The sequence below is a fragment of the Mycobacterium sp. genome, from assembly GCF_965230835.1.
In the GTDB taxonomy this organism is placed as follows: domain Bacteria; phylum Actinomycetota; class Actinomycetes; order Mycobacteriales; family Mycobacteriaceae; genus Mycobacterium.
Window position 1 is genome coordinate 1,489,519 of record NZ_CBDDLW010000002.1, and the last position, 22,413, is coordinate 1,511,931.

Genomic DNA, 22,413 nt, shown 5'->3' on the forward strand with positions numbered 1-22,413 from the left:
TTAGTGCTGGCATTCGGGGTAGTTTTGCCCAGTAGGATTCGGGAGGAAACTATCCCAAATTAGGGACAGGAACCGACGTGAACATCACTCAGATGGTTTACTCATCAAGATCGGTCGCGCGCCCTCACGGCGCCGGTCGCTCGAGATGGCAGCCGCACTTCTCTTCCGCGACGCCATCGAGTTCGATGCGTCACCGTCTGGCGTGTCGCGGCCGATGTGTAGTTGCATGCTCATGCGGATGACATGCGCAGCGTGAAAGCAGGGCGAGAGAGTTTGCGACTTTTCAGAGTTTTGAGGCGGTTGTGGATCCCGTTGGTCATACTCGTGGTCATCGCGAGCGGAGGATTCACAGTGGCACGGCTCCACCGTGTATTCGGCTCCGAGAAACGCGTCTCATACGCCGACACCAGAATCGACGACAACGCACCTTTCGATCCCAAGCATCTGACCTATGAGGTCTTCGGACCGCCCGGAACCGTGGCACAGATCAGCTATTTTGACGGCAATGGGGACCCGCAGCACGTCAATGGGGCGAAATTGCCATGGTCGCTGGAGTTCCCGGTCACGCGCTTGACGACCGCTGGAAGTCTGGTTGCGCAGGGCAATAACGACAGCATTGGCTGCCGAATCTCATTGGACGGCGTGGTCAAAGCCGAAAAGACAACACATCAAGTCGAGGCCTTCACCTTCTGCCTGCTGAAGTCCTCATGATCGACAAAAACATGGGCACCAACGGCACCAAGCCACCATTCGCAGCGCGGACGATCCATCGGTTTTCGGGGCTCATCATCTTGGCATGGTTGGCGATCGCCGTCGTCGTAGCTATCAGCGTTCCCCCGCTGGAACAGGTCGAGAAAGAGCATTCGGTAACGCTGAGTCCCGACGATGCGCCGTCATTCAAGGCGATGAAGCGCATGAATGCGGCCTTCAAGGAGACTAGCTCCGATAGCGTCGCCATGATCGTCTTCGAAGGCCAACAGCCTCTCGGCGACGGTGCTCACAGGTTTTACAATCATCTGATTCGTCAGTTGAAAGACGATTCGCAGCATGTGCGGCACATCCAGGATTTCTGGGGTGACCCGCTCACCGCGGGCGCCGCCCAGAGCCCCGACGGCAAAGCCACGTATGTGCAATTGAACCTCGCCGGCAGGCCGGCTTCGACCGAGGCGAATAAATCGGTCGAAGCCGTCCGGGACATCGTATCGAGAACGCCCGCACCACCAGGTGTCAAAGCCTATGTCACCGGCCCCGCCGCAATCGTTTCGGATATGAGCGGCAGCGGGAACAAGACGGTCATGCGAATGATGTTGGTGAGTCTCGCGGTGATCTTCGGCATGCTCCTGCTTGTCTACCGTTCGGTGGCCACCGTAATCATTTTGCTGCTCTTGGTCGGTATCGAGTTGCAGATCGCCCGGGGACTTGTCGCGTTCCTCGGCGATCACGAGGTGATCGGCCTGACCACCTACGCAATTAATCTTTTGGTCGCCATTGGGATCGCGGCCGGAACGGACTACGGGATATTCTTCGTCGGACGGTATCAAGAGGCACGGCAAGCCGGCGAGGACCAAGAGAAAGCCTTCTTTAGCACATATCACGGAGTAGCCAAGGTCGTCTTAGCTTCCGGCACAACCATCGCCGGTGCACTCTTCTGCCTTAGCTTTGCCCGACTACCAATCTTCCAACCAGTAGGAATCCCCTGCGCCGTAGGCATATTCGTTGCGGTCGCCGTCGCGCTGACGCTGGTTCCCGCGGTACTTGCCACCGGAAGCCGTTTCGGCTTATTCGAACCCAAGCGCAAGGTCAAATCCTACGGATGGCGGCGCATAGGAACGGCAATTGTTCGCTGGCCCGCGCCGATCCTCATCGCAACATTGGCAATCGCCCTTATCGGTTTGTTGACACTGCCCGGATACAAACCTAGCTACAACGATATAAAGTATCTACCGAAAGGATTTCCCGCCGAGCAAGGTTACAAAGCTGCGCTGCGGCATTTTCCCGAGTCGCGAATGATGACGCCAGAAATACTCATGATAGAAACGGATCACGATTTACGAAATCCGGCAGATTTTCTGGTATTGAATAAGTTAGCGAAGGGCGTTCTAGCGGTACCCGGTATTTCTAGAGTGCAGGCCGCAACAAGGCCCGAAGGAACCCCGATTCTACATACCTCGATACCGTTTATGCTTAGCATGGCACAGGCTAGCCAGGTCCAAAATCTGGAGTTCCAGCAAGCACGTATGGACGACATGCTAAAGCAAGCCAACGAGCTAACAAAAACGATCGGCATAATGCAGCGCATGTATGGCCTGTTGCAACAACTAGTCGGCACTACCCACGACATGGCCGGGAAAGCCCATGAAATACAAGACATCACTGAAGAGTTACGTGATCACATTGCAGATTTCGAAGACTTCCTTAGACCAATCCGCAACTACTTCTACTGGGAAAGACACTGCTACGATATTCCAGTCTGCTTCTCGCTGAGATCCATATTTGATGCAGCCGACAGTGCCGACCAAATTGATGTAAAGCTGAGCGAATTAGTAGTCGATCTCGATCACCTAGACCTGCTCATGCCACAGCTGCTCCCCCAGTTCCCAGAGATGATCGAGACCATGCAAAGCATGCGGACCATGCTGTTGGCTATGCATAGCACTATGGCCGGAACCTTTGGCCAGCTTGATGAGAGTAGCGGTAACACAACAGCCATGGGCAAGGCTTTCGACGCAGCCAGAGACGACGAGTCTTTTTACATCCCACCGGAAGCCTTTGAGAACAAGGACTTCCAGAGGGTCATGGACGTGTTCCTGTCACCAGACGGGAAAGCCGCGCGGATGTATGTCTCGCTAAGAGACGATCCCGGGTCGCCCGAGGGCATTTCACGCGTCGACGATATCCAGATTGCAGCCGAGGAGGCTCTCAAAGGAACTCCGCTAGAAGATTCCAAGATATACCTCACCGGTACTGCAGCGATCACGAAAGATCTCGTCGAAGGATCAAAATACGATCTATTGATCGCGGGAATCGCTGCACTGTGCCTCATTTTCATCATCATGCTGACGATGACACGCAGTTTTGTTGCCGCTCTGGTAATTGTGGGTACGGTGCTGCTTTCCTTGGGCGCATCTTTTGGGCTGTCCGTACTGGTCTGGCAGTATTTGCTTGGCATACAAATACACTGGGTAGTTCTGGCGATGGCTGTGGTCGTACTTTTGGCGGTAGGATCTGACTACAATCTGCTTCTGGTATCCCGAATCAAAGAAGAAATAGGCGCCGGAATAAACACAGGCATCATCCGCGCCATGGGCGGCACCGGCAAGGTGGTGACAAACGCGGGCCTCGTGTTCGCGTTTACCATGGCGGCGATGTTGGTCAGCGACCTACGCATCATTGGCCAACTGGGCTCAACGATCGGCCTGGGTCTGCTGTTCGACACACTGGTCGTGCGCGCGTTCATGACGCCGTCCGCCGCCGCGCTGCTGGGTCGCTGGTTCTGGTGGCCGCAAAACATACGTCCCCGCCCGGCGAGTGCACTGCTCCGGCCGACCGGTCCCCGTCCATTGGTGCGCGCCTTGTTGAGACAGCCGCGGTGAGCGGCAGATTCCTCGCGCGAGACGGGTGCGGGCAACGATGGAAGTCACCGTGACGCGGGGCGACAGGCACGGTTTGGGCGGCCACGTCGTAGGTGTTGGCCTGCCCCAAACCAAGACGACTTCGCACGAACCAAACGCCGCGACCTGCTGCGCGCTGAAGGCCATATGAGCACGCACTCCCGGCCGCCCTTCATTGCGCATCTGATCCGGAAGTTCTCGCTGCCCATCATCCTGGCGTGGGTAGCACTGACTCTGATTTTGACGCTGGCAGTTCCATCACTGGAGCAAGTCGGAGAAGAGCATTCCGTACCGCTGAGCCCGCAGGACGCACCATCGGTGCAAGCGATGAAGCGCATGGGCGCCAACTTCAAGGAATCCGAGTCGGACAGCTACGCGATGATCGTGCTCGAAGGGCAGCAGCCGCTCGCCGATGACGCGCATACCTACTATTCCAGCTTGATCCGCGAGCTAAGGGACGATCCCAAGCACGTCGAGCATGTCCAGGATTTGTGGGGAGATCGAGTCACAGCCGCCGGCGCCCAAAGCGCCGACGGTAAGGCCGCGTACGCACAATTGAGTCTGGCCGGCAACCAAGGGACGACCTTGGGGCAGCAATCGGTGGCAGCAGTCCGAAATATCGTAGCTCACACGCCGGCGCCCCCCGGTGTCAAAGTCTATGTCACCGGCCCGGCGGCGCTCGTTACGGATATGCAGCACAGTGGCAATGCGTCCCTTCTGAAAATCACGGCAATAACCGTCGCGATGATCTTGGCGATGCTGCTCTTGGTCTACCGTTCAATCATCACCGCGGTTTTGCTCCTGATCGCCGTTGGTATCGAACTGGGTGCGGCCCGAGGAATCGTCGCGTTTCTCGGCAATGCCAACCTGCTGACATTCTCGACGTTCTCAATTAACCTGCTGGTATCGCTTGGGCTCGCCGTCGGAACCGATTACGGAATTTTCTTCTTCGGTCGGTATCACGAAGCGCGCCAGGCCGGCGAGAACACGGAAACCGCCTACTACACCACTTACCGCGGGGTCGCTCCCGTCGTCCTTGCATCTGGCCTGACGATCGCCGGGGCAATTCTTTGTCTGAGCTTCACCCGCATGCCCATCTTCCAAACCATTGGCGTCCCGTGCGCATTGGGCATGGCCGTCGCGGTCGCAGTCGCACTCACGCTGGTTCCGGCAGTAATCACCGTCGGAAGCGGATTCGGGCTACTCGACCCCAAACGCAGAATCGCCTTCCGCCGATGGCGCCGATTCGGCACGGCAATTGTCCGCTGGCCCGCGCCCATTCTCGTCGCGACACTGGCAGTCGCGCTGATCGGCTTGCTTACGCTGCCGGGCTACCAAACAAGCTACAACGATCGACTCTATGTCCCCAAAGATATTCCAGCCAACGTTGGGTATGTAGCCGCTGATCGTCATTTTTCCCAATCGCGCATGATGCCCGAAATCCTGATGATCGAATCACATCACGATATGCGCAACCCAGCAGACTTTCTCGTTCTAAACAGATTGGCCAAGAGAATATTCCGGGTACGGGGAATTTCCAGGGTACAGGCTATCACCCGACCGGAGGGAACCCCGATTGAACATACTTCTATACCGTTCCTGATCAGCATTCAAAATGCAGCACAGAAGCAAAACATGAAGTACATGAAAGATCGCATAAACGACTTGCTCAAGCAGGCCGACTTGATGGATAGGCAAATCGCTTCGACAAAGCGCATGTATGAATTGCAGGAGCAGCTCAGCGGCACCACCCATCGCTCAATCGGTGCGACCAAAGACCTGGCCGCTATTGCGGATGAATTGAACTCGCGCTTCGCGGACTTCGAAGATTTCTGGCGGCCACTTCGGAATTACGTGTACTGGGAGAAGCATTGCTACGATATCCCACTATGCTGGTCTATTAGGTCAATATTTGACGCTGTCGACGGCGTTTACGAGCAACGTGAGAAGATGCACGAGCTCGTACCGCATTTGGACAAGATAGACACACTGCTGCCTCAGTTAAATGAGCAGTTTCCACTGATCATCGCGGCCATGGAGTCGGTACGAACCATGGTGCTGGCGGCGCACAGCACCATGTCTGGAATCTTCAGCGAGTTAGACGAAACAAACCAGAATGCTACCGCAATGGGCCAGGCGTTCGACGCGGCACGAAGCGACGATTCCTTCTATCTGCCGCCAGAGGTTTTCCAGAACCCAGACTTCCAGCGAGCGATGAACTCCTTCCTTTCTCCGGACGGCAAGTCGGCACGATTCATTATTTCGCATAAAGGCAACCCCACGACGCCGGAGGCAATAGCACGCGTCGATCAGATACAGACGGCAGCCGAGGAAGCACTCAAAACGACGCCTTTGGAGGATGCCAAGATCTATATCGCCGGGACCGCATCGACGTTCAAAGACTTCCGCGACGGCGCCAAGTACGATCTATTGATCGCCGGTGTTAGCGCGCTTTGGCTTATTTTTATCATCATGCTGATTATCACGCGGAGCTTCATTGCCGCACTGGTTATCGTCGGAACAGTGGGGCTGTCGTTGGGCGCTTCGTTTGGGCTGTCCGTGCTGATTTGGCAGCACGTTCTGGGAATTAACCTGCACTGGATGGTGCTTCCGATGTCTGTGATCATCCTTTTGGCGGTGGGCTCGGACTATAATTTGCTGCTGGTCTCGCGCATGAAAGAGGAGATAGCCGCCGGGATAAACACCGGAATCATCCGCGCAATGGGCAGCACTGGCAAGGTCGTAACAAACGCGGGCCTGGTATTCGCGTTCACCATGATGTCCATGGTGTTTAGCGACCTGCGCATTATCGCCCAAGTAGGTACCACAATCGGGCTCGGCCTGTTGTTCGACACCTTGATCGTGCGCTCGTTCATGACGCCGTCTATCGCCGCACTGCTCGGACGTTGGTTCTGGTGGCCACAGCTCGTGCGCCCGCGCCCGGCCAGTGAGATGCTTCGACCATACGGATCGCGTCGGTTGGTTCGGTCCTTGCTGCTTAGCGAAGAGTACGGCGGCGACACCGCCAAAACCGAACCCGTGAGACCGTCCCGCTAGACCCGCACCACCGTGCACCCACCGGAGGCGGCAGCAATAGTGCTATTCACAAAGAACTAGCGGACAGCCGGCGCGAACCGAGTTAGTCCTTTGCGAGACAGTACATTTGGTATGTTATTTCGCCGCACCGCAGTTTTCTGTATAGCTGCGAGCCGGGCACACCAGCGAATTCACGGCCATACGGGCGCAGGAACCATGGCATATGGTGATCAATCAAGTCCAATGACCGCTGTGACCGTTCCTCCATCCCGCGTACGACCTCTGCGTTGATGACAGCCTGCGAGAGCAACCGCAACGGAGTAGCGGCCAGCTCCGCCTCCCATTCGGCAACCCGATCGCTAAGCCGGATATCCGCGTACAGGAAGTGGCCGCCTGGGCGCAGCACACGAACCACTTCGTCGAGGAAGCGCGGAAACCTCGGGTAGCAGTGTGAAGCTTCGACGTTAAGCACAACGTCGAAGGACTGGTCGGCGAAGGGCAGATTCTCCGCATCGCCCTGTACGAAATCCAATCCGGGCAGATTGTGCCTTTCTCGACACAACGCGATGCCAGCCGGGTTCAAATCCAGGCCGGTAAAGGAGGCCGGATGCAACGTTCGAGATAGGTATGAGGCGCCGCCGCCGTGACCGCAACTGACCTCCAGCACCTCCTTGCCGGCAATATCCGCCTGGGTCGCAATGCGATGGTAGAGCTGGATGTGGAGTCGGTCAGCTTCATCGGACGCCGCCAGCGGCAGGGCCATCGGCGGGTCCTCCTCGTAAGCCCAGTTGATGAACAAGACCTCGTCGTCACTGAGAGCGCGTGTCACGCGCCGATACCAGTATTTCCAACAAACTTTCCTGAAGTCGCGGAGCGAATCTCTGCGGCGGCGAAGACGGTGAATCAGACGAACTCGAGTACTAGCGGCCATGGGCGGACTATAGCGTTCCCATAGGGGCGCGCCCTTGCGCATCGATTAGCGACGGTTCAGCAGACACGATCAGCCGATCCATCCGCTAGCCGGCTAGAGAATTTTAATCGCAGACCGTCTGGTCTCAACGCCAGTCGTTCACTTACCCGAAGGTTGTACCTGGGGTCAGATTCCAGATCAAACCGTTCCAGTATGACCGCTAATGTCGTCAACATTTCTTGGTATGCGAGTTGCCTGCCGATGCAGGATCTCGCACCTGTGCCGAACGGCCTGAATATCCGGTCCGGGCTCTGCCCGTTATTTTTCAAGGAAAATCGTTCAGGACAGAACTTCGCAGCGTCTCGACCCCACGTCTCTTCGTCACGGTGGGCGGCAAGGACGAGCACGAGACCCCAATCGTTTTCGCAGAACTTGAAGCGCCCGTTTCCTATTGCCATGTCGTGCTTCGCTTGACGTAGATACACCGGAAGAGGCGGCCACAACCGTAATGACTCATCAATTATGCAGCGAAGGTAGCGAAGTTTCCCCAATTCGGAAAACTGAGGCCAGCGCCCCGGTTCCCCGCCAGCTTTTAGTGTCGCTATTTCTTGCTGCGCCTTCTCGAGTATCTTCGGATTTTGGGAAAGATAGTGAAAGCAGAATGCCAGAGCGCTGGCCGATGTTTGAGAGCCAGCGATGAGGAAGGTCAACATTTGGTCTTTGATATCCTCGTCGCTTAAGGATGTTTCTTGTCGGCCGTCGCCGCTCCAAAGCAGAGCGCTAAGCAGGTCCCCTCCGGCGCCGCGGCCCTGTTCCTCTTCCTTCGACCGACGATCGTCAATTATTTCTTGAGCAGTATCGCGTAGATAGTCGATATTAGCTTTGTGCTGAGCCACCCTCCTGGGCGTAAACGCGTTTTCGAACCACGGGAAGCCACTGGTCATCCGGCTAGAATATTTCAGTTCTGCTAGCAATACTGAAATGAACTTCACGTCATCCGTCAGCCGGCCGAAGCTGCACCCGAAACCAACGCGGCCAATAATTTCAATCGTGAGCCTGCGCAGTAACTGCGAGATATCTACCCATTCCTCCGCAGCAGCCGCCCGGCCAAGAATTCCGGCAAGCTCCTGCACAGCCGCTAGGATAGCCGCATGATACTTGATGAGGGCATCTTTATGAAAGGCGGGCGACAGGACATCATGCGCCCGCCTCCATTTAGGGTCTTTATGGTCCACGGTAAATAGGCCGTCACCACCGAGTGGTCGTAAGTTATTCGAGAACTGACCAACATGTTTCTCAAAATGCGCTTCGTCGTTGATTTCTTTGATCAATTGCGCATTTGAGAAGATTACTGTCCGATAGCCAAAACTGTCGACCGCACATACTCCACCAAGCTCCGTGACGACTTTTGATAGAGTCTGCACTGTCTGCTTTGGGTTTATCGGGAGCATGTCGCCGGCTAAAGGAATCCGCCAACCGGCGTGAGGTAGTGGACCAGTGATCATTCGACTCCGCTCAGAGAACAAACGTCTATTTGTATTTTCCCTACCGCTGTAGCCTTTACATTAAATCACGCTGGGTTGCGTAGCGGCTCATGACCTTGGAAACAAACGTGAAGCTATGCCCAATGAGTTGTCGAGAGAAGGCAGGCTACATCGAGTCCGGTGCGCCCGGGGAGTTGGACAGAGCCATAAAGTGCGAGCAAGGGGTAGAAGAGCGACGCAGATCAACAAGATCACCGGGGTTTCTAGCGTCTTCGTTAGCCGCGGCTTAGGCCCACTGCGTGGTTGATTGGCCACGCTGGCGCCATAGGGCTAGCCCCGGAATCGGCAGCTTCGACCTCACAACGAGATGCTCCCGTCAGGGACATCCCGATGCGTCACGGCTCCACATCTTGGTCGAGACCAGACCGCATTTACTATGGTTATGCACCTATTGTCACATCCTCATACCCGCCTCAAGGGGACACCAATGACCACACAGATTCCACACTTCATCGATGGGAAACGCGTCTCGGGCCAATCCAGCCGCACCTCCGATGTCTTCGATCCAAACACCGGTCGGGTGCAGGCACAGGTGCCGATGGCCTCGGCGGCTGACATTGACAGTGCGGTGGCCTCTGCCGTTGAAGCTCAGAAAGGCTGGGCCGCGTGGAATCCGCAACGCCGCGCCCGGGTGCTAATGCGCTTCGTCGACCTAGTCAACGCCAACATCGACGAGCTCGCGAAGCTGTTGTCAGCAGAGCACGGCAAGACGCTGCCGGATGCGCGAGGCGACGTCCAGCGCGGTATCGAGGTCATCGAATTTTGCATCGGGATACCCCACCTGATCAAGGGCGAATACAACGAGAACGCGGGTCCCGGCATCGACGTCTACTCGCTGCGCCAACCCCTCGGAGTGGTCGCCGGCATCACCCCGTTCAACTTCCCGGCAATGATTCCATTGTGGAAGGCGGGACCGGCCCTGGCGTGCGGAAACGCGTTCGTACTAAAACCAAGTGAGCGTGATCCGTCTGTTCCGGTGCGGTTGGCCGAGCTGTTCGCCGAGGCCGGCCTACCTCCGGGTGTGTTCCAGGTCGTGCACGGGGACAAGGAAGCGGTCGACGCGCTCCTGCATCACCCCGACATCGAGGCGGTTGGCTTTGTCGGTAGCTCCGACATCGCACAGTACATCTATGCGACAGCTGCAGCGAACGGCAAGCGGTCACACTGCTTCGGCGGCGCCAAGAACCACATGATCGTGATGCCCGACGCGGACCTCGACCAGGCCGTAGATGCATTGATCGGCGCTGGATACGGCAGCGCCGGCGAACGCTGCATGGCGATCAGCGTCGCGGTTCCGGTCGGCGACCAAACCGCGGAGCGGCTGCGCGCCAAGCTGGTCGATAGGATCAACAACTTGCGGGTGGGACACAGTCTGGATCCCAAAGCCGACTACGGACCCCTGGTCACCAATGCGGCGTTGCGCCGGGTTCGCGGCTACATCGACCAGGGAGCGGCCGCCGGCGCCGAGATAGTCATCGACGGCCGCGAGCGTTCCAGCAACGACATGACTTTCGGTTTGGCTGACGGCACGGCAAACATGGAGGGCGGCTTTTTCATCGGGCCCACCCTGTTCGATCATGTGACCACAGAAATGTCGATCTATAAAGACGAAATCTTCGGGCCCGTGCTCTGCATGGTGCGTGCCCGGGATTACGAGGAAGCATTGCGGCTGCCATCCGAGCACGAGTATGGCAACGGCGTGGCCATATTCACCCGCGACGGTGACACCGCGCGTGACTTCACCTCACGAGTGCAGGTCGGAATGGTCGGCGTCAACGTTCCAATTCCAGTCCCGGTCGCTTACCACACCTTCGGCGGCTGGAAACGATCCGGCTTCGGTGACCTCAATCAGCACGGCCCGGCGTCCATCCAGTTCTACACGAAAGTCAAGACCGTAACATCGCGGTGGCCATCCGGGACCAAAGACGGCGCCGAATTCGCCATCCCCACAATGGATTAAGGCTGATAGCGGCATGTTTACCCTCAACGACGACGAACGGGTGATCGCCGAGACGGCAGCCGCTTTCGCCGATAAGCGCCTCGCCGCGCACGCCCTGGAATGGGATGCCAGCAAGCATTTTCCCGTAGAGATATTGCGCGAAGCGGCCAAACTGGGAATGGCGGCGATTTACTGCCGCGACGACGTGGGCGGTAGTGGGCTGCGCAGGCTCGACGGAGTGCGTATTTTCGAGCAGCTGGCTATCGCCGACCCGACCACCGCAGCATTTCTGTCGATCCACAACATGTGTGCCTGGATGATCGATAGCTTCGGCACCGACAAACAGCGGAATATCTGGGTGCCGAGGTTGGCCGCGATGGACGCCATCGCCAGCTACTGCTTGACCGAGCCCGACGCCGGATCCGACGCCGGCGCGCTGAGCACCCGCGCCGTCAAGCAGGGCTCACACCAAGGCGCAGACTATGTGCTCGACGGCGTCAAGCAGTTCATCTCCGGTGCAGGAGCATCGGATGTCTACGTGGTCATGGCGCGCACCGGAAACCCAGGAACAGAGGCAGGCCCGCGCGGCATCTCGGCCTTCATCGTCGAAAAAGGCACACCAGGAATGAGTTTCGGTGCTCCCGAAGAGAAGATGGGCTGGCATGCCCAACCGACCGCGCAAGTGGTGCTGGAGGGGGTTCGGGTACCCGCCGAGGCAATGTTGGGCGGCGCGGAAGGCGAGGGCTCCGGTTTCAGCATCGCGATGAACGGTCTCAACGGCGGTCGGCTCAATATCGCGGCATGCTCGCTCGGCGGCGCCCAAGCTGCGTTCGACAAAGCGGGGGCCTATTTGCGCGAGCGGGAGGCGTTCGGCACCACCCTGCTCGACGAGCCCACCATCCGGTTCACCCTGGCTGACATGGCCACCGGTCTTGAAGCATCGCGAATGTTGTTGTGGCGAGCAGCCAGTGCCCTCGACGACAACGACCCGGACAAAGTTGAATTGTGCGCGATGGCCAAACGCTATGTCACTGACACATGCTTCGACGTCGCCGACAAGGCGCTACAGCTGCACGGCGGTTACGGCTATCTGCGCGAGTATGGTCTGGAGAAGATCGTCCGCGATCTGCGGGTGCATCGCATCCTGGAAGGAACCAACGAAATCATGCGAGTGGTCATCGGTCGAGCCGAGGCCGCACGGCTGCGTACCGGCGTCTAGGAGGGCTCGAACCTCATGACCTCAGCGACCACAACGCCCCAAAAGATCGCGTTCTTGGGGCTGGGCCACATGGGCGCGCCGATGGCCGCGAATCTCGTTGATGCAGGACATACCGTACGCGGGTTCGACCCGGCGCCGGCTGCGGCGGCCGCAGCGGCCGGCAACGGCGCCGAGGTGTTCGATAGCGCCGCCCATGCGGTGGCAGATGCCGATGTAGTCATCACGATGCTGCCTAACGGCGACGCGGTGCGGAGCTGCTATGCCCAAGTCTTACCAGCGACACGACCAGGTGCATTGTTCATCGACAGCTCAACCATCTCGGTCAGCGACGCCCGCGATGTCCACGCCCTTGCCAGCTCACATGGTTTCGCCCAACTCGACGCGCCAGTTTCCGGCGGCGAGAAGGGCGCCGTCGCCGGGACCCTCGCTTTCATGGTCGGCGGCGAACAGGTCGCGCTGGCACGAGCCCAGCCGGTGCTGAAGCCGATGGCAGGAAAGGTCATTCACTGCGGTCCTGCGGGCGCTGGTCAAGCCGCCAAGGTTTGCAACAACATGGTGCTTGCGGTGCATCAGATCGCGATCGGCGAGGCGTTTGTACTGGCCGAGAAGCTCGGGCTGTCGGCGCAGTCCTTATTCGATGTCATTACGAACTCGACCGGTAACTGCTGGGCGGTGCACACCAACTGCCCGGTACCTGGTCCGGTGCCTACATCGCCGGCCAACAACGACTTCAAGCCAGGCTTCGCTACCGCGTTGATGAACAAAGACCTGGGATTGGCGATGGACGCGGTGGCCTCGACCGGGGCCGTGGCGCCGTTAGGCAGCCACGCCGCCGAGATCTACGCCCAGCTCGCCGCTGACCACGCCGCCGAGGACTTCAGTGCGGTGATCGGGACACTGCGCCGAAGCTGATGGGGCCCGGCGCACCGTTTGCCGGGCCGCGCAGGCGCCACCGAGCGCGGCTCGCAGGGCCGCCTTAGCACCACGTGAGAAACAACAATGCGGCAAGAGGTGCCGGACTGGCCGATACCCGCAAATTAGGGTAGCCTAATGTTCGTGGATGACGTCGCTGCGAAACGACGACTCCGTGAATGGTCGTGAGCCGCCTGCCCGGGGGGTGCTAGGCGGCAGCACGCACGGCCACTGGATGCAGTTGGGCGCTGGTGCACTGGCAGTCGGGCTGTATGTGTGGCGCACCGCCGGCGACGTGCGCTGGCCGGTGCTGGCTGGCACGGCGGCACTGTGCGGGCAGGCGATAATCAGGGCACCACATGCCCGTCGGGCCGCCACCACCAGTGCCAATGACAGCCATATCAGTGGAATGGAGCGCGCGCTACTGGCGACGGTGTTTGTCACCATGGCGGTACTGCCGCTGGTCTATCTCACCACTCCGCTGTTCGACAACCTCGACTACCACCTACCGACGTGGGCGGGGCTGGTTGGCGTAGTCGTGTCTGTCGCGGGTTTGTTGATGTTTGGCTGGTCCCACCGTGACCTGGGTCAGCAATGGTCGGCAAGCCTGCAGATCGGTGCGCGCCATCAGCTAATTACGAGGGGCATCTACGAGCGGGTGCGCCATCCGATGTATGCCGCGATCTGGCTGCTGACGATCGCCCAACCCCTACTCTTTCAGAACTGGATCGCCGGTCCGCTGGTCATCGCCGGCTTTGGACTGCTCTATGTGCTGCGGGTCCCACGCGAAGAAGACATGATGCGTGAAAAGTTCGGCGAGGCATATGACAATTACTGTGCCCGCACCGGACGCATACTCCCCAAACTGCGGTGATGATCGACTAGCGAACTATCGACCTCCCAAAGGACTGGTCTGAGCCTTGGAAGACATGACAGGGCCCACCGACGATTGGGTTCAGCGCCACAGGGATCTGAACTCGCTGCCGCGACTCCCAGCGCAGCGCGTCGCGGCGGGACCCCTCGAAGAGGATTTAGAGCGAACGCTCCAGCAAGACGTCTCCGTTGTCGGCGGAAACAACTTGCACGGCGGCGATCTGGCTCGCCGGTGTTGAAATGCTGCCGGCGGGCGTCGCGGTGTGCCCGGGTTCGGCGACCCAGGTCGCAAGCCGCGTTTGGCTGCCGTCGCGACCCACCACAACCATCGCCAACGTGTCATGGTGGGCATCCGGCGGAGCCAGGCAGACACACTTCAGGTTGATGAACGTCCCCCAGTTGTAGCTACTCAGCGACACCGTAGACGCCAGCAAGCTCGTCCCAACCTGCGACATCGGCTGCGCCGACACGGCGGTCTGCTGCCCAGGCGCGGAATGACCCGAAACACCGACCAATACCCCGATTCCCAGAACCACAGCCGCCGCAGCCGAGACCGCCCAAGTGGTCAAGCGGGTACGGCGACGACGCCAGCGCACCGTTGCCAGCAACGAGGGCAACAACTCCGGCGACACCGCCGGCGGTGTCGCCGACAGCTCCGCCCCAGGGCCGGGGTCATCGATCGCGGCAACGTCCTCTCGGCTGAGCTGCGATAGCAGGGCCGGCACGCCACAGAGCTGGACAACGGCCTCCCGGCACGCCGGGCAGCCAGCCATGTGCGACTCGAACTCACGACGGTCACCAGCAGACAACGACCCCAGCACGTAGGCGCCATCCCACATCGCATAGGGGTGATCGTCACCCATCGGCCAGTCGCCGGCGTCGTTGTCGCCGGGTGGACCGAGTCCACTTAGCGGCGTCGCCATCTCACCCATCTCCTGTCGTGCTCAAAAACTCGACACCGATACCCACGCGAAAGGTCTCCCGTCTGAGCCGCTGCGCTGTCATCGTGTAACTCCCAATTCTTGCAGCGTAAGGCGCAATGCCCGGACGGCATAGTGTAAACGTGACTTTACTGTTCCTTCGGCAATCTCGAGGTCTCTGGCGACCTGGGCGGTGGTCCATCCGCGGTAGTAGGACCGCTCGATCACAGCCCGATGCTCGACCGACAGCTGCGCTATCGCGTCAGCGATCAGCAGTCGGTCCAACGCCGCGTTTACCTCGTCCGGGGTCGACTGCTCCGGTGCGCGCGAGTCGTCGATCGAACCGACAACATTGCGGTACCGCGCGCTGCGCCGGTCGTCAATGATCATGTTGCGTGCAACGGTGAACAACCAGGCCCGAGCCGACCGCTGGGTGTCGCCGGTGACTTCCGGATGTTGCCAAGCCTTCAGCAGGGTCTCCTGGACGATATCTTCGGCTTGGCTGGCGTCGCCCGTCAACCGGAGCGCGTAGCGCCACAAAACCGCCGCGTGCTCGTCGTAAATCGCCTTCATCAGGTCCGCTTCTGCAGCAGCGCCCCCGGCCGTACCAGGCATTCGATCACCTCCTGCCTACTGACACGAGCTGGGCTGGCGTTCGGTTCAAGCCTGACACAAAACACTAGGACACGGTCAAAATGCGGGGACCGTCGTCGGTCACCGCCACGGTGTGTTCCCAGTGCGCCGCGCGTGATCCGTCGGCGGTCCTAACCGTCCACTTGTCGTCGAGCACCACTGTCTTGCCCGTTCCCAGAGTCAACATCGGTTCGATGGCCAGCACCGAACCCGCAGCCAGCAGCGGACCGCGTCCCGGGGCGCCTTCATTCGGCAGGAAAGGATCCATGTGCATCTGCCGGCCGATGCCGTGGCCGCCGTAACCCTCCACAATCCCAAACGTACGCCCGAAGCGGGCCTCGGCGGCGTGCGTACCTGTTTCTATGGCATGCGCGACATCGGTCAACCGATTGCCGACCACCATCGCGGCGATCCCGGCTTCCAAGGATTCCTTGGTCGCCTGCGAAACGGCGTCCTCGGCCGGAGTAATGGCCCCGATTCCGAAGGTGATCGCGGAATCGCCGTGCCATCCGTCCAAGACCGCCCCGCAATCGATGGACACCAGGTCACCAGCCGCCAGGATCTCGGCGGCCGACGGGATCCCATGCACCACCCGATCGTTGACCGACGCACAGATGGTCGCCGGGAAACCGTAATATCCCAGGAATGAGGGCGTGGCTCCGGCGTCACGAATCACCGACTCCGCGATTTCGTCGAGCCTCAGAGTCGACACTCCGGCGACCGCTGCCGCGCGGACGGCTTGCAGCGCGGCAGCCACGACTGCCCCCGCAGCCGCCATAGCGTCGAGTTCACCAGCGCTACGCTGCGCTACGACCCGGCGACCCCGCAACCGTGCCAGGGCACCCACCACTACCTTCCCAGCGCCGTCAGCGCACGGGCGAACACTTCGTCGATCGTGCCTACCGCATCGACAGTCTTCAGCTCGCCGCGGTAGTACTGCAGTAGCGGCGCAGTCTCGTCCCGGTAGACCTTCATTCTGTTGAGAATGACGTCGTCGGTGTCGTCAGCGCGTCCTCGGCCCCTTAGCCGTTCCAGCAGGACATCCTGCGACACGCGGAACTCGACCGCGGCGTCAATGTCGGTTCCCCGGCGTCCGAGCATGTCGTGCAGCGCCTTGGCCTGCTCGAGCGAGCGCGGATAACCGTCCAGGATGAAGCCGTTGGCCGTGTCCGCACTGTTCAAGCGATCGTCAACCAGTTCGTTGGTCAAATCCGACGGCACCAAGTCACCGGCGTCCAGGTAGCGCTTAGCCTCCACACCAAGCTTGGTGCCACTCTCGATATTGCGCCGGAATAGTTCGCCAGTCGAGATCTGCGGAATCCCCAGTTTTTCGGCCAGCTTCTGAGCCTGCGTCCCCTTACCCGCTCCCGGCGGGCCCAGCAAAACAACTCTCACTTGAGGAACCCTTCATAGTTGCGCTGCATGAGCTGACTCTCGATCTGTTTGACCGTATCCAAACCGACACCGATCATGATCAGGACCGCGGTACCCCCGAAGGGTAAGTTCTGCACCCCTCCACCATTACCGATCTGCAGGAACAGGTTTGGGAGCACCGCGATGACGCCGAGGTAGATCGAGCCGGGCAGGGTAATCCGGCTCAGCACATAGCGCAGATAATCCGCGGTCGGCCGTCCCGGCCGAATACCCGGAATGAAACCGCCGAACTTCTTCATTTCGTCGGCGCGCTCGTCGGGGTTGAAAGTGATCGACACATAGAAGTACGTGAAGAAGATGATGAGCCCGAAATAGATTCCGACGTAGACCGGACTGCTCGGGTTCGACAAGTAGCTGCCGACGAATTTATCCCACCAGCTATTGCCCACACCGCCACTACCGCTGCGGACCAGCTGGGTGATCAGATGTGGAATGTAGATCAGCGAGGACGCGAAAATGACCGGGATAACACCGGCCTGGTTGACCTTGAGGGGCAGGTACGTCGAGGTCCCACCATACATGCGCCGTCCCACCATACGCTTGGCGTATTGAACCGGTATTCGGCGCTGCCCCTGCTCCACGAATACCACGCCGACGATGATGATTAACGCGGCCAAGCAGACAGCGGCGAAGACGACCCCACCGCGGCTCTCCAGAATCGAATTCCCCTCGGAAGGAATGCGGGCCGCGATGCCAACGAATATCAACAGCGACATGCCGTTGCCGATACCCCGTTCGGTGATCAACTCCCCCAACCACATCACCAGTGCAGCACCGCTGGTCATCACAACCACGATGACAACCAGGCCGAAGATGCTCTGGTCAGCAATGATGTCAAGCGAACAGCCTTGTAGCAGTCCCCCGTTGGCCGCCAATGCCACGATGCTGGTGGCTTGCAAGATGGCCAGCGCGATCGCCAGATAGCGGGTGTACTGCGTCATCTTGGCCTGGCCGGACTGGCCTTCCTTGCGCAGTTCTTCGAATCTCGGGATAACCACGGTGAGCAGCTGCACGATGATGCTCGCGGTGATGTAGGGCATGACCCCCACCGCGAACACCGTGAGCTTCAGCAGCGCACCGCCAGAGAACAGGTTGATCAGCGAGTAGATCTGTCCAGCCTCGCCTGCGGTGGCCTGCTTGATGCACTGCTGCACATTCGGAAAGTTGACACCGGGAGACGGCAACGCAGCGCCGACTCGATAAAGAACCACCATGCCCAGCGTGAAGAGAATCTTCCGTCTCAGGTCGGCCGTCCGCAGCGATGAGATGAAAGCCGAAAGCACTCTTCCTCCTGCGCAGCAGAACTCTGGTCGCGGCATGCCAACCGGGGTTGGCCGACTGGGTCATTCCGGGTTCGCCCTACGCCCCCGCACCCCAACACCCGCAGGCCAGGACGTGCGACGTCGCGCGTCAAACCGTGTACGAGACTAACAGCTGGTCACGGCAGGCCCTTTCAGGGTCGCCATCATAGGCGGCACGACGCGCACAGTTTGCTAGCTCACGACATCTGCTAAATGTCGAGGGGACATGGAACCACAGGTAAAGCAACGGTGTCGAGGAGACGGCGGATGATGCAAGCCGGCAACGCGCGGTTCGAAGACGACTCATGGGATCTGACTTCCAGCGTCGGCTTGACCGCCACCATGGTGGCAGCGGTACGGGCGGCAGCTAGCCGGACTCCCTGGGCAGCACCGGCCCTGATCAACGACCAGTTCGCCGAACCACTGGTTCGCGCCGTCGGGGTGGACTTCTTTGCCCGCATAGCCAGCGGCGACCTCAAACCGGGTGATCTCGATACCGAGGCCGCCCAAGCCATGCGGAGATTCGTCGATGCAATGGCCATCCGCACCAATTACTTCGACCATTTCTTGCTCGACGCCGCACGAGCGGGCATCCGACAAGTCGTCATCCTAGCGTCCGGACTGGACTCCCGCGCCTACCGCCTACCCTGGCCAGCCGGCACAACCGTATTCGAAGTCGATCTGTCACAGGTGATCGACTTCAAAACCAAAACGCTGGCCGCATTGGGCGCCCAACCGACCGCAGACCTGCGTACCGTGACGGTGGACTTGCGCGACGACTGGCCTACTGCATTGGAAGAAGCCGGCTTCGACCGGTCGCGACGGACCGCGTGGATCGCCGAAGGGCTGTTGCGCTATCTGTCGGCGGAGGCCCAGGATCGACTACTCGATCACGTCACCGCACAGAGTTCGTCGGGCAGCCGGTTCGCCACCGAGTGCCTCCCCGAACTCAACGGGCTCAACGAAGAAGAACTGAGGCAACGCATGGGGCGTCAGTCTGAGCGATGGAGCCACCACGGCTTCGACCTAGACATGACGGGCCTGGTGTATTTCGACGACCGCGCGAACGTAGGAACCTATCTCGCCCACAGCGGCTGGCACATCAGTAGTGCAAGCACTGCAGACCTGCTAGCTGAGCACGGACTGCCACCAATCGACAGCGGGGACGCTCCGTTCGGCGAGGTGAACTACCTCAGCGGCGAGCGAAGAGTCCCCGTTGAGTCAGAACAAACGCCAAGCGCTGACCGGTTAACGCGCACAGAGTGTGGGTAAGCGCCATCGCCCGAACCACGTGGACGGTGAACCGCACTGTATGCATACTGCGCAAGGGAGGAACGCATGCCACGCAGCGACAAGGACAGCTGGGACCTCGCATCGAGCGTCGGAACGACGGCAACGATGGTCGCTACCGCGCGGGCATTGGCCAGCAAACAACCCGATCCACTAATAGACGATCCGTTCGCCGACCCACTTGTTCGCGCGGTCGGCATTGACTTCTTCGTCCGCGTACTCGACGGAGACGTCGAGATTGCCGCGGCGGATACCGACCCAAACTACAACCTGCAGAGACTCATCAATGTGATGGCCGTGCGCACTCGGTTTTTCGACAACTTCTTCATGGATGCGAGTGCGGCGGGCCTTCGGCAGGCGGTCATTCTGGCCGCTGGCTTGGACTCGCGCCCGTACCGGCTGCCCTGGCCGGTGGGCACCGTGGTTTACGAGATCGACCAACCCGCAGTGGTCGAGTTCAAGTCCACGACGTTGTCTGCGCTAGGCGCCCAACCTACCGCAACGCGCCGAGTTATCCCGACAGATCTGCGTGACGATTGGGTAAGCGCACTGCGCCACAACGGTTTCGACGACGAAAAGCCCACCGCGTGGAGCGCCGAAGGTCTCTTGCTGTACCTTCCGCCAAAAGCTCAGGACAGCTTGTTCGACGCCATCGGTTTGCTCAGCGCCCCAGGTAGCCGACTGGCAACCGAGTACCATCCCGACGGCCTGCCGATGCTCAATGACCGCGCCAAGGCGATGACAGACCGATGGGCACAATTCGGCCTCGACATGGACTTGTCCAGCCTCGTCTACGGCGGCGAACGCAGCCCGGTAACCGACTACCTGACTGAACGCGGTTGGCACGTGTCGACGCGCAGCCGCACTGAGCTATTCACCGAAGCCGGGCTCTCCGTCTTGCCGACCGACGCATCACAACCGTTGCAGAACACCGTCGCCGTCACCGCCATCCTGCCGAGCTAGGCGTGTTCGGACGGCGCGGTCTGCGGCTGCGTCAGCCAGGGTTCGCCGCAGGTGCACGCACCACCATCGGCACAGCCGGGAAACACCCCGCCATCTCCGAACGCGACTTGCGCAGCGCTGCGGTGCCGTAACCCCTCTTTCGATGGTCGGGGTGAATCCAGATGCGAACACTCACCTCGCCGTGCAAGAGCTCGCCGAACACCATGCCGACTCTCTCCCCCGCAGCTATCGCAACGAACCATGCCGCCTCTTCCTCGTGGACCCGCTGCAACGCCGCCTTGATCTCCTGGTCGACACTGCCAGCGGGTCCACCAGATCCGTCGCCGGCCGCCCCCATTTCCTCGGTGCGGGTAGCGAAAATGTCCCGATCCTCGGCGGCGGAAAAGGGCCGGAGTTCTAAGCTCTCACCCGAGCTTGCCGGGCGATCTTTAACGGTGAAGCTGAGCTGCTTGTTCAGGTCGTCCAGCTCGGCGATGATCTTCTTGCGTTCGTGCAGAGTGAGCTGTTCAAAAGACATGCTCATCACTGCTTCCGCGGCTTGATGGGACGTGCCGAGCAGCGTCACGATCGCCTCGACCGCGGCGGCCTTATTCTCAGCCTCCACCATGGCGTCGGCTACTTCATGCCGGCGCTCCAGTGCGGCGAGCAGAGTATCTGCGATCTCTCGACGGGCTGCGGTCTGGTCGTGGTCTGTCATTGCACAAGCCTAGAACGAAACAGCAGGCGTAGCGTCACCTCCCGCTGCTGTCCTCGGGCATGACCCCACGCTGACTGCTGTCCGCAGACGCAGCTGCCCTGATTTAAGCCTGATTTCCAACCACCTTGCCGATCCGCAGCTTGCGACGAGGCCAACTTCGCCCCCGCTGCCAATGGCACCGGTGACATCCCGAGCCGGGTCTACCCTGCCAAAACAAACCTTGACGGTGAGCTTGAGGCAGGACCCGACGTCGCGGTCCAAGGCCGATACAACGAGAACCGAGGGAAGCCCGTTAGGAGGTCGGTCGGATGGACTTGAACTCCATGCACTGTTCGGTCAGCGCACTTTCAGTAGGCAGTCGTTCCACCGAACTCGCCCCGTAGAAGCCGTGACAGCTTTTCGTACTGTCCAGAATGACCTGGACATCTGCCGGCATGGCAATCGGGCCGCCATGGACCAACACGATGACGTCCTCTTTTTCCCTAAGCGCCGCCGTAGCCCATTCATCGACAAGATCCGAGCAGTCTTCCAGTGTTCGGGCTGTCGCCGCGCCGATGGTGCCACCGGTCGTAAGACCCATGTGGCAGACAATGATGTCTGCCCCAGCCCGCGCCATCGAGATCGCGTCTTCACTGCTGAACACGTAGGGAGTTGTCAGCATGCCTTTTTGACTCGCCAGCCGGATAACTTCAACCTCTTGAGAATAGGAAATGCCCGTTTCTTCCAGATTTTGCCGAAATACACCGTCGATGAGACCCACCGTTGGAAAGTTCTGTATCCCCGAAAAACCCAGCCGGCTTAGTTCATCCAGATAGACGTCAAAGATACAGAACGGATCCGTCCCGTTAACACCCGCCAACACGGGCGTCCGTTGCACTACCGGAAGAACCTCTTTTGCCATGTCTATGACGATTTCATTGGCATTACCATAAGCCATCAGCCCGGATAAAGATCCCCGCCCGGCCATGCGATATCGGCCAGAGTTGTAGACGATAATCAAATCCAGTCCACCCAATTCTTCGCATTTTGCAGAAAGCCCCGTACCGGCCCCGCCGCCAACGATCGGAATGCCTTTGGCGATCATTTTTCGAAATCGTCGCAGAATATCATCGCGCGGAATTCTAGACATGA

At 59.7% G+C, this 22,413-nt stretch carries 18 protein-coding genes; 9 read left to right on the forward strand and 9 right to left on the reverse strand.

The genetic code is table 11. The features are described from left to right. Positions 1 to 243: 243 nt before the first annotated feature. The 3 genes from ACO07W_RS07270 (at position 244) to ACO07W_RS07280 (ending at position 6,668) form a co-directional block, all read left to right on the forward strand. Complete coding sequence (locus tag ACO07W_RS07270; RefSeq protein ID WP_421841985.1) at positions 244 to 711, forward strand: MmpS family protein; 468 nt, start codon at positions 244 to 246, stop codon at positions 709 to 711. Between the two features lie 11 nt (positions 712 to 722). Further along, positions 723 to 3,593 (forward strand): RND family transporter, encoded by a 2,871-nt coding sequence (locus tag ACO07W_RS07275; protein ID WP_421845855.1) that lies wholly within the window; start codon positions 723 to 725, stop codon positions 3,591 to 3,593. 165 nt (positions 3,594 to 3,758) lie between these two features. Further along, complete coding sequence (locus ACO07W_RS07280; protein ID WP_421841987.1) at positions 3,759 to 6,668, forward strand: RND family transporter; 2,910 nt, start codon at positions 3,759 to 3,761, stop codon at positions 6,666 to 6,668. 82 nt (positions 6,669 to 6,750) lie between these two features. Here the strand turns inward: ACO07W_RS07280 and ACO07W_RS07285 are convergent, their stop codons facing one another. Both ACO07W_RS07285 and ACO07W_RS07290 read right to left on the reverse strand, forming a co-directional pair. Then, entirely contained in the window at positions 6,751 to 7,578 is an 828-nt protein-coding gene (locus ACO07W_RS07285) for a phthiotriol/phenolphthiotriol dimycocerosates methyltransferase (protein WP_421841989.1), read from the reverse strand. 56 nt (positions 7,579 to 7,634) lie between these two features. Continuing rightward, on the reverse strand, positions 7,635 to 9,062 hold the full coding sequence (locus ACO07W_RS07290; protein ID WP_421841991.1) for a cytochrome P450: 1,428 nt from the start codon (positions 9,060 to 9,062) through the stop codon (positions 7,635 to 7,637). A gap of 466 nt (positions 9,063 to 9,528) precedes the next feature. Between ACO07W_RS07290 and ACO07W_RS07295 the strand changes: the two genes are divergently transcribed. The 4 genes from ACO07W_RS07295 to ACO07W_RS07310 all read left to right on the forward strand — a co-directional run bounded on the left by ACO07W_RS07295 (position 9,529) and on the right by ACO07W_RS07310 (position 14,045). After that, positions 9,529 to 11,061: a CoA-acylating methylmalonate-semialdehyde dehydrogenase gene (locus ACO07W_RS07295; RefSeq protein WP_421841993.1), complete on the forward strand. Its 1,533-nt coding sequence runs from the start codon at positions 9,529 to 9,531 to the stop codon at positions 11,059 to 11,061. Positions 11,062 to 11,074: 13 nt separating this feature from the next. Further along, complete coding sequence (locus ACO07W_RS07300) at positions 11,075 to 12,259, forward strand: acyl-CoA dehydrogenase family protein (RefSeq protein WP_421841995.1); 1,185 nt, start codon at positions 11,075 to 11,077, stop codon at positions 12,257 to 12,259. Between the two features lie 15 nt (positions 12,260 to 12,274). Further along, entirely contained in the window at positions 12,275 to 13,171 is an 897-nt protein-coding gene (gene mmsB / locus ACO07W_RS07305) for a 3-hydroxyisobutyrate dehydrogenase (protein WP_421841997.1), read from the forward strand. A gap of 148 nt (positions 13,172 to 13,319) precedes the next feature. Next, positions 13,320 to 14,045 (forward strand): protein-S-isoprenylcysteine O-methyltransferase, encoded by a 726-nt coding sequence (locus ACO07W_RS07310; protein WP_421841999.1) that lies wholly within the window; start codon positions 13,320 to 13,322, stop codon positions 14,043 to 14,045. A 157-nt stretch (positions 14,046 to 14,202) separates the two neighbouring features. Here the strand turns inward: ACO07W_RS07310 and ACO07W_RS07315 are convergent, their stop codons facing one another. The 5 genes from ACO07W_RS07315 to secY all read right to left on the reverse strand — a co-directional run bounded on the left by ACO07W_RS07315 (position 14,203) and on the right by secY (position 18,314). Continuing rightward, a complete protein-coding gene (locus ACO07W_RS07315; RefSeq protein WP_421842001.1) occupies positions 14,203 to 14,976 on the reverse strand; it encodes an anti-sigma factor family protein in 774 nt (257 codons plus the stop codon). Between the two features lie 69 nt (positions 14,977 to 15,045). Further along, a complete protein-coding gene (locus tag ACO07W_RS07320; RefSeq protein WP_421842003.1) occupies positions 15,046 to 15,579 on the reverse strand; it encodes a sigma-70 family RNA polymerase sigma factor in 534 nt (177 codons plus the stop codon). A gap of 64 nt (positions 15,580 to 15,643) precedes the next feature. Further along, positions 15,644 to 16,444, reverse strand: coding sequence for a type I methionyl aminopeptidase (gene map / locus ACO07W_RS07325; RefSeq protein ID WP_421842005.1), 801 nt, complete (start codon positions 16,442 to 16,444; stop codon positions 15,644 to 15,646). Positions 16,445 to 16,446: 2 nt separating this feature from the next. Further along, complete coding sequence (locus tag ACO07W_RS07330; RefSeq protein WP_421842007.1) at positions 16,447 to 16,992, reverse strand: adenylate kinase; 546 nt, start codon at positions 16,990 to 16,992, stop codon at positions 16,447 to 16,449. Further along, entirely contained in the window at positions 16,989 to 18,314 is a 1,326-nt protein-coding gene (gene secY, locus ACO07W_RS07335) for a preprotein translocase subunit SecY (protein ID WP_421842009.1), read from the reverse strand. The genes ACO07W_RS07330 and secY overlap by 4 nt, the downstream gene beginning before the upstream one ends. 285 nt (positions 18,315 to 18,599) lie before the next feature. Between secY and ACO07W_RS07340 the strand changes: the two genes are divergently transcribed. Next, positions 18,600 to 19,604 carry a class I SAM-dependent methyltransferase gene (locus tag ACO07W_RS07340; RefSeq protein WP_421842011.1) on the forward strand — a complete coding sequence of 335 codons (1,005 nt, stop codon included), beginning with the start codon at positions 18,600 to 18,602 and terminating at the stop codon, positions 19,602 to 19,604. Positions 19,605 to 19,670: 66 nt separating this feature from the next. Next, positions 19,671 to 20,585 (forward strand): class I SAM-dependent methyltransferase, encoded by a 915-nt coding sequence (locus ACO07W_RS07345; protein WP_421842013.1) that lies wholly within the window; start codon positions 19,671 to 19,673, stop codon positions 20,583 to 20,585. A 31-nt stretch (positions 20,586 to 20,616) separates the two neighbouring features. Here ACO07W_RS07345 and ACO07W_RS07350 read toward each other — a convergent pair whose 3' ends face one another. Further along, on the reverse strand, positions 20,617 to 21,282 hold the full coding sequence (locus tag ACO07W_RS07350) for a GNAT family N-acetyltransferase (protein ID WP_421842015.1): 666 nt from the start codon (positions 21,280 to 21,282) through the stop codon (positions 20,617 to 20,619). A gap of 292 nt (positions 21,283 to 21,574) precedes the next feature. Then, positions 21,575 to 22,411, reverse strand: a complete 837-nt coding sequence (locus ACO07W_RS07355) for a phosphoenolpyruvate hydrolase family protein (protein WP_421842017.1) — start codon at positions 22,409 to 22,411, stop codon at positions 21,575 to 21,577. Positions 22,412 to 22,413 lie beyond the last annotated feature (2 nt).